The 6,504-nt window shown below is 53.2% G+C and carries 5 protein-coding genes and 1 CRISPR repeat array; of the genes, 4 read left to right on the top strand and 1 reads right to left on the bottom strand.

The annotated features are described in order from the left end of the window. Positions 1–29: 29 nt before the first annotated feature. Positions 30–1,982: direct repeats of the CRISPR family, unit length 28 nt; unit sequence CTTCACTGCCGCACAGGCAGCTTAGAAA. A 207-nt stretch (positions 1,983–2,189) separates the two neighbouring features. From V2P20_RS11880 to V2P20_RS11865, 4 genes are all read left to right on the top strand, one after another. After that, on the top strand, positions 2,190–2,828 hold the full coding sequence (locus tag V2P20_RS11880; RefSeq protein WP_331818559.1) for a uracil-DNA glycosylase family protein: 639 nt from the start codon (positions 2,190–2,192) through the stop codon (positions 2,826–2,828). Beyond that, on the top strand, positions 2,803–3,354 hold the full coding sequence (locus tag V2P20_RS11875; RefSeq protein WP_331818557.1) for a DUF488 domain-containing protein: 552 nt from the start codon (positions 2,803–2,805) through the stop codon (positions 3,352–3,354). The genes V2P20_RS11880 and V2P20_RS11875 overlap by 26 nt, the downstream gene beginning before the upstream one ends. 157 nt (positions 3,355–3,511) lie before the next feature. Then, on the top strand, positions 3,512–5,245 hold the full coding sequence (locus tag V2P20_RS11870) for an NAD-dependent malic enzyme (RefSeq protein WP_331818555.1): 1,734 nt from the start codon (positions 3,512–3,514) through the stop codon (positions 5,243–5,245). Between the two features lie 83 nt (positions 5,246–5,328). Continuing rightward, a complete protein-coding gene (locus V2P20_RS11865) occupies positions 5,329–5,658 on the top strand; it encodes a cupin domain-containing protein (RefSeq protein ID WP_331818553.1) in 330 nt (109 codons plus the stop codon). Between the two features lie 53 nt (positions 5,659–5,711). Here V2P20_RS11865 and V2P20_RS11860 read toward each other — a convergent pair whose 3' ends face one another. Beyond that, positions 5,712–6,455, bottom strand: coding sequence for a cytochrome b/b6 domain-containing protein (locus V2P20_RS11860; RefSeq protein WP_331818551.1), 744 nt, complete (start codon positions 6,453–6,455; stop codon positions 5,712–5,714). Positions 6,456–6,504: the final 49 nt, after the last annotated feature.

Raw genomic sequence — 6,504 nt, 5'->3', positions numbered from 1 at the left:
GTTGCTGGGGGGCGCTGTTGGTCTGTTTGCTTCACTGCCGCACAGGCAGCTTAGAAATGCGGGGCAGACCACTCTAAAATTAATCGGTTCTTCACTGCCGCACAGGCAGCTTAGAAATGTCAATTCGTTAATCTGCTGGGCAATAGTTTCTTCACTGCCGCACAGGCAGCTTAGAAATATAAAAAAGCAGTTAGGCGAAAACGATCTGCCTTCACTGCCGCACAGGCAGCTTAGAAATGTTGCACATGTTGAACAATTTTAAAACATTGCTTCACTGCCGCACAGGCAGCTTAGAAAGGCAGCACCCACTGTCTTGAACGCATCCGCCATCTTCACTGCCGCACAGGCAGCTTAGAAAGGGGCGCGGAAGCTGTTTTTCGCGCTTCTTCCCTTCACTGCCGCACAGGCAGCTTAGAAAGGCATCAGGATTAACGAAACCGTCAAATTGGCTCTTCACTGCCGCACAGGCAGCTTAGAAAAATTTTTTATCCTTATCGTTAAATTACTTTTATCTTCACTGCCGCACAGGCAGCTTAGAAATGGAAATCAATCTTGTCTTTGTCTAGTTGCATCTTCACTGCCGCACAGGCAGCTTAGAAATGCAACTCGTCTGCTCTGCGCTGAGCTTCGATCTTCACTGCCGCACAGGCAGCTTAGAAAATCGTCGCCAAGTCCCAATCCTTTGCGGATAACTTCACTGCCGCACAGGCAGCTTAGAAAGTTATTACTGGATAGCGCTGATCGGCACCAATCTTCACTGCCGCACAGGCAGCTTAGAAATGACCAGGATATTATTATTTAGCTAAAATTGCCTTCACTGCCGCACAGGCAGCTTAGAAAAATTCAGAAACAATTATAGAAGTACCCGAATCCTTCACTGCCGCACAGGCAGCTTAGAAAATTTTTCATAAACCCTTAAGAGCTTGCCCGAGTCTTCACTGCCGCACAGGCAGCTTAGAAAGCTCGTCTGCTCCGGGCCGCTTTGCAGTATCACTTCACTGCCGCACAGGCAGCTTAGAAAAGGCTCACATCGACTTTCAGGCCGGTTGGCTTCCTTCACTGCCGCACAGGCAGCTTAGAAATCACGCATGAATCCCGAAGACGCGGCCCCCGTCTTCACTGCCGCACAGGCAGCTTAGAAAGATTAACTTGCTGTTTCTTTAACAGCTTGATTCTTCACTGCCGCACAGGCAGCTTAGAAATATCGAGGTTCTGTAAATGGATCGCTTTGGTCCTTCACTGCCGCACAGGCAGCTTAGAAATTTGCGCGGCACTGATAATGTCTTTCAAGTCCCTTCACTGCCGCACAGGCAGCTTAGAAAAAATGTGGGCAGTACAACGAACAAGAAGAAGTCTTCACTGCCGCACAGGCAGCTTAGAAAGGACAGGAACACGCAAATACTCACTATCTCGACTTCACTGCCGCACAGGCAGCTTAGAAAGCCTCAATATCGCCGCATGCTGTGGCGCCGGCCTTCACTGCCGCACAGGCAGCTTAGAAAGATTGATGTCGGTCAGTTGGGATTGATGGAAGCTTCACTGCCGCACAGGCAGCTTAGAAATGTTCGAGGTGGTCAGGCCGAATCGGTGTGGGCTTCACTGCCGCACAGGCAGCTTAGAAAATTTGATCTTCGGAATGCCCTTGGCCGACAGGCTTCACTGCCGCACAGGCAGCTTAGAAAGGCTTCGGCCATGACGCGCAGAGCGCCCACATCTTCACTGCCGCACAGGCAGCTTAGAAATAAGTATTCGTCAGCAAACTGAGTGATTTTTGCTTCACTGCCGCACAGGCAGCTTAGAAATGGCTAAGGTTATTATTGGCCCCTTTCCACAGCTTCACTGCCGCACAGGCAGCTTAGAAAGCTTTCGAGAGGCAATTGGCCCATGATCTGGACTTCACTGCCGCACAGGCAGCTTAGAAAGGGGTGGCTGCGTGTTTCTGCGCGTGTAGCGGCTTCACTGCCGCACAGGCAGCTTAGAAATCCAGAACCGGTATGCCTGAATTTTAGATAAAGTTCACTACCCCACGCAAACAGCCAAGAAAATCAGAAGACGCGGTGGATTCTGAAATCAAATCAGAACACCAGTCTGAATTGAACTACGCATTCCGTATTTCACACTAAGGAACATGCATAAAATGGCTATCCTAAGCGCAAATAAATTAGTACCTACAATTTTTGATTTATTTCATGTTTACCACTAAACAAATCCGCATGACCGAAACCCAGTATCCCTCCCTGGAAGCCCTGCTGGCGGCCGTACGCAATTGCCGAGCATGCGAGCAGCATCTGCCGCTTGGCCCGCGCCCTGTGCTGCGCGCCGAGGCAACGGCCCGTCTTCTCATCGTGGGTCAGGCACCGGGAACGCGCGTGCATGCGACCGGCATTCCGTGGAACGATCCGAGCGGCGAGCGCCTGCGCGCGTGGATGGGCATAGACAAGGACCTGTTTTACGATGCCTCGCATATCGCGATCATTCCCATGGGCTATTGTTATCCCGGACGCGGAAAAAGCGGCGATTTGCCGCCGCGCCGTGAATGCGCAGACTTATGGCTGAACCGATTGCTGGCCGAGCTGCCCCGGATTGAATTGACGCTGCTTGTCGGCCAATACGCCCAGCGGCACTTTCTGGGCAGCCGCTGCAAGCCGTCGTTGACCGAAACCGTCAGAAATTGGCAGGCATATGCGCCGCAGTACCTGCCCTTGCCTCATCCATCGCCGCGCAATACGTTATGGCTCAAGCGGAATCCCTGGTTTGAGCAACAGCTTCTGCCTGTCCTGCGCGCGCGGATCAGAGCGCTTTATGCCTGCGAAGAAATTGAGGCATGAGTCTCAACCTGTCATATTGACCATAGGGCATTCCACCCGCCCTGTGGAAACATTCATCGAGCTGCTCAAAACTCACTCGGTGGCTCATCTGATTGACGTGCGCACCGTGCCGCGTTCGCGCCACAATCCGCAATTCAATCAAGACACTTTTTCCGAAGTGCTTGAATCCGCCGGCATTCGCTATACGCACGCCACCGGTTTGGGAGGTTTCCGCCGCACGAGCCCGGAATCCCCTAACCAGGGCTGGCGGAACGATGCATTCCGCGGTTACGCCGACTACATGCAGACTGATGAATTTGCTGACAATCTGGCTGAGCTTATCAGGCAGGCAAAGCAGGAACGCATCGCGTTGATGTGCGCCGAAGCCGTGCCGTGGCGCTGCCACCGCTCACTGATTGCCGATGCGTTGACGGTGCGCGGCATTCGCGTCGAGGAAATCGTCAGTAAAACAAACCGGCAACTGCATGTGCTGACGCCTTTCGCCAAGGTGGAAGGTACGGCAATTACCTATCCGCCTTATGAGTAGATTCGCGCCCGCTTCAGGCAAGCATATTATTCCGTCATGAGAATTATTTTTTGCTGGCCAGATAAAAACCCGATGCTTTATATCTAATCATTGTCATGTGCGGTATCAGTTTAAGTCTGTATCATTGCAATTTCGTCTCAAATACTCAGGAATATTTATGTCGCGGCTCAGTGATTACTTCGATTACAAAGTGGATGAAAACGGCAATACTTACGTGGAAGTTACCGCCCGCGGCATTATCCTGCTGCGGCTGTCGCCGACCAATAAAGGCACCGCCTTTACTGAGCAAGAACGCATCGAACTCGGCCTTGACGGATTGCTTCCGCCACAGGTGACCACTCTTGAAATTCAGGTAGACCGTTTATACGCCAATTTTCGAAGACAGCTTGATGATATTTCAAAATATCAGTTCCTTAGAGCCGTGCAGGAACGTTCCGAGGTGCTTTTTTACGCGCTGCTCGAGCGACACCTGGAAGAGATGGCGCCGATTGTCTATACGCCGACAATCGGCCTGGCGGTTCAGCAATTCAGCAAAATCTATACGACGGCTCGCGGCCTGACCTTGTCTGCCCAAAATATCGGCCGGGCTGAAACCATCCTCGACAATTATCCCTGGCACGATATCCGGATGATCGTCGTCACGGATGCGTCCGCCATCCTCGGCATCGGCGATCAGGGCATGGGCGGGCTGAGCATTTGCGTCGGGAAACTGGCGCTTTACACAGTCGGGGGCGGACTCTGCCCTTTTCAGACCTTGCCGGTCAATCTGGACGTGGGCACGGACCGGACCGAATTGCTTGAAGATCCCCGCTATCTGGGCATTCACGAAAAACGCCTGCGGGGCCAGGCCTACTTTGAGCTGGTGGATAAATTCGTCATGGCCGTGCAAAAAAAATGGCCTAAAGCCATCATTCAATGGGAAGACTTCGCCAAAAATGTCGCGTTTGACGTGCTGCAACGGTACCGGAACCAAATTCCCTGCTTCAACGATGATATTCAGGGCACGGGAGCTGTTGCGCTCGCGGGTCTGTTATCGGCTTGCCGTAAAAAAGGCGAATCCCTTTCCGGACAGATTGTCGTTGTGGTCGGCGCAGGCGCCGGCGGCGTCGGTGTCGCCAGCGCGATCCAGGAAGGCATGGTGCGCGACGGCCTGAGCCGGGAGCAGGCGCGCCGGCAGATGTTCGTCATGGATGGCCGAGGGCTGGTTGTCGAAGGGATTGCGGCCGATGCTTATAAACTGCCGGTCGCGCAATTTGCTGACGTTTATGAAAACTGGCAGATAAACGGCGAAGTTCCCAATCTCATGGAAGTCGTAAGCAATGCCAAACCCACCGTCCTGATCGGGCTTTCGGGCATGCCGGGGTTGTTTAATGAACCCATCATCAAAGCCATGGCCAGGAACACCCGGCAACCTGTCATCTTCCCGCTGTCGAACCCGACAGCCAATTGCGAAGCCATTCCCGAAGATATCATTGCCTGGACGCAGGGCCAGGCGATAGTCGCGACGGGCAGCCCATTTGCCGATGTTGAATATGGCGATCACAGCTACCCTGTCGGCCAGGGCAATAATGCCTTTATCTTCCCCGGTCTGGGCTTTGCCGCCGTGTTGGGGGAATGTTCGCGGATTACTGATGCCATGGTGCTTGAGTCCGCCTATGCGCTGGCCGATTACACGGCGGAGCATTATCTTGCATCCGGCCAGATTTATCCGCCCATTGCGGATTTGCGTAAAGTCAGCATCGTCGTCGCGGCACGCGTCCTGGCCAGAGCGCTTGAAGACGGTTCATCCAGCCGCCAAGGCCTGGACGGGATCGATCTTGAAGCTTATGTGCGTTCCAGATTCTGGAAAGCCGAACACCTGCCCTTCGTTTACTCGCCGCCGGCTAAATAGCCTGCCGGTCCGCTCAGTAGGTAATTTGAGCAAATTTTTACGCGTTTTGTCCAATTAACATTTCATGAGCGGAGGAGATAACCATGGCGACACATCATGCAGTTCCGGGAGAAATTGTTGACCTTACCAGTTGGGCGAATGACCTGCCGTACGAAAAAACAAAGACCATTATAAAAACGGATGAAATGGAATTGGCGCGCCTTGTGATACCCAAAGGCGAAGAATATCCCAGCCATAACATGCCAATGCCTATCATCGTGCATTGCGTGCAAGGAGAAATTGAGCTGACCGTCATGGGAGCGGCAAAAAAGCTGCAGAGCGGCCAGTTACTCTATCATATGCCTGGAGAGCCTTATTCGCTCAAAGGCATGGAAGATGCGGTCATCCTGCTGACCCTCCTTCGCTCAGAGTAATTTGGCCAATATCAAAGACAACAACAGCACAACGCCCGGAAAACCGTAGCGCTTCAATCTCTATTATCGGGCTCCTCATCCACAGGATGCCCGTCTATAACCTTCTGTCCGGTAAACATGGCAGAAATGATGCCGCCCTTTTCCTTTAACTCGGTAATGATTGCCGCCGCCACGTGCAAAATGACGATGACGGTCAGGATATAAAAACTATAAAGGTGCACCACTGCAGCGGGTTTGCGGTAGGCGCGCATGGCTTCATAGGCGGCCGCATCGTACATCTCGGGCGTATAGGGAACCAGCGAACCCGGAGGAACGCCGGGCGCTGCCACCCATTGCGCGATCCAATGGCCAATGGGCGGATAAAACAGATCAGTGCCCGCCAGCACCAGACCGGTGATTGCCTGGACTGTCAGGAGCAGAAGAATTGCAGTTACCGACAGCCGGCCTATCGGATTGTGGCCGAGGTACTGTTCGGGCCGGCTGGTGAAGAAGGCTGCCGCATAGCGGCGCAGCGCTCCAAAATACCCTCTGCCGCCGGGCAGAATCGATCGCCACCGCGCATAACGGTTGCCCCAAAAACCCCACACGATACGCCAGAGCAGATTGAGCGCGAATAGGTAGCCGACCCAGGCATGGACCGTTTTCAGAGTCACTTTGCCGGCATTGTGAACCCCAAGGTCGCCGGCGTTGAGAATCACAAGCCCCACAGCCGCCAGAACAGTGACGCAAAACACATTGATCCAGTGAAACCAGCGCGTACCGGCATCCCACACCGTATAACGTTTCAGTTCAGTCATGCCGGTTCTCCATTTTTATCCGTAGATTAATCTGCAATCGATAGCCTTT

It is taken from the genome of Methylobacter sp. Wu1 (assembly GCF_036553575.1).
In the GTDB taxonomy this organism is placed as follows: Bacteria; Pseudomonadota; Gammaproteobacteria; order Methylococcales; family Methylomonadaceae; genus Methylobacter.
This window is presented reverse-complemented; position numbering and strand designations above follow the sequence as displayed.

Bases quoted from the DNA above. Each gene is read 5' to 3' on its own strand.
- V2P20_RS11880 (WP_331818559.1), top strand. From the start codon at position 2,190: ATGTTTACCACTAAACAAATCCGCATGACCGAAACCCAGTATCCCTCC.
- V2P20_RS11870 (WP_331818555.1), top strand. From the start codon at position 3,512: ATGTCGCGGCTCAGTGATTACTTCGATTACAAAGTGGATGAAAACGGC.
- V2P20_RS11865 (WP_331818553.1), top strand. From the start codon at position 5,329: ATGGCGACACATCATGCAGTTCCGGGAGAAATTGTTGACCTTACCAGT.
- V2P20_RS11875 (WP_331818557.1), top strand. From the start codon at position 2,803: ATGCCTGCGAAGAAATTGAGGCATGAGTCTCAACCTGTCATATTGACC.
- V2P20_RS11860 (WP_331818551.1), bottom strand. From the start codon at position 6,455: ATGACTGAACTGAAACGTTATACGGTGTGGGATGCCGGTACGCGCTGG.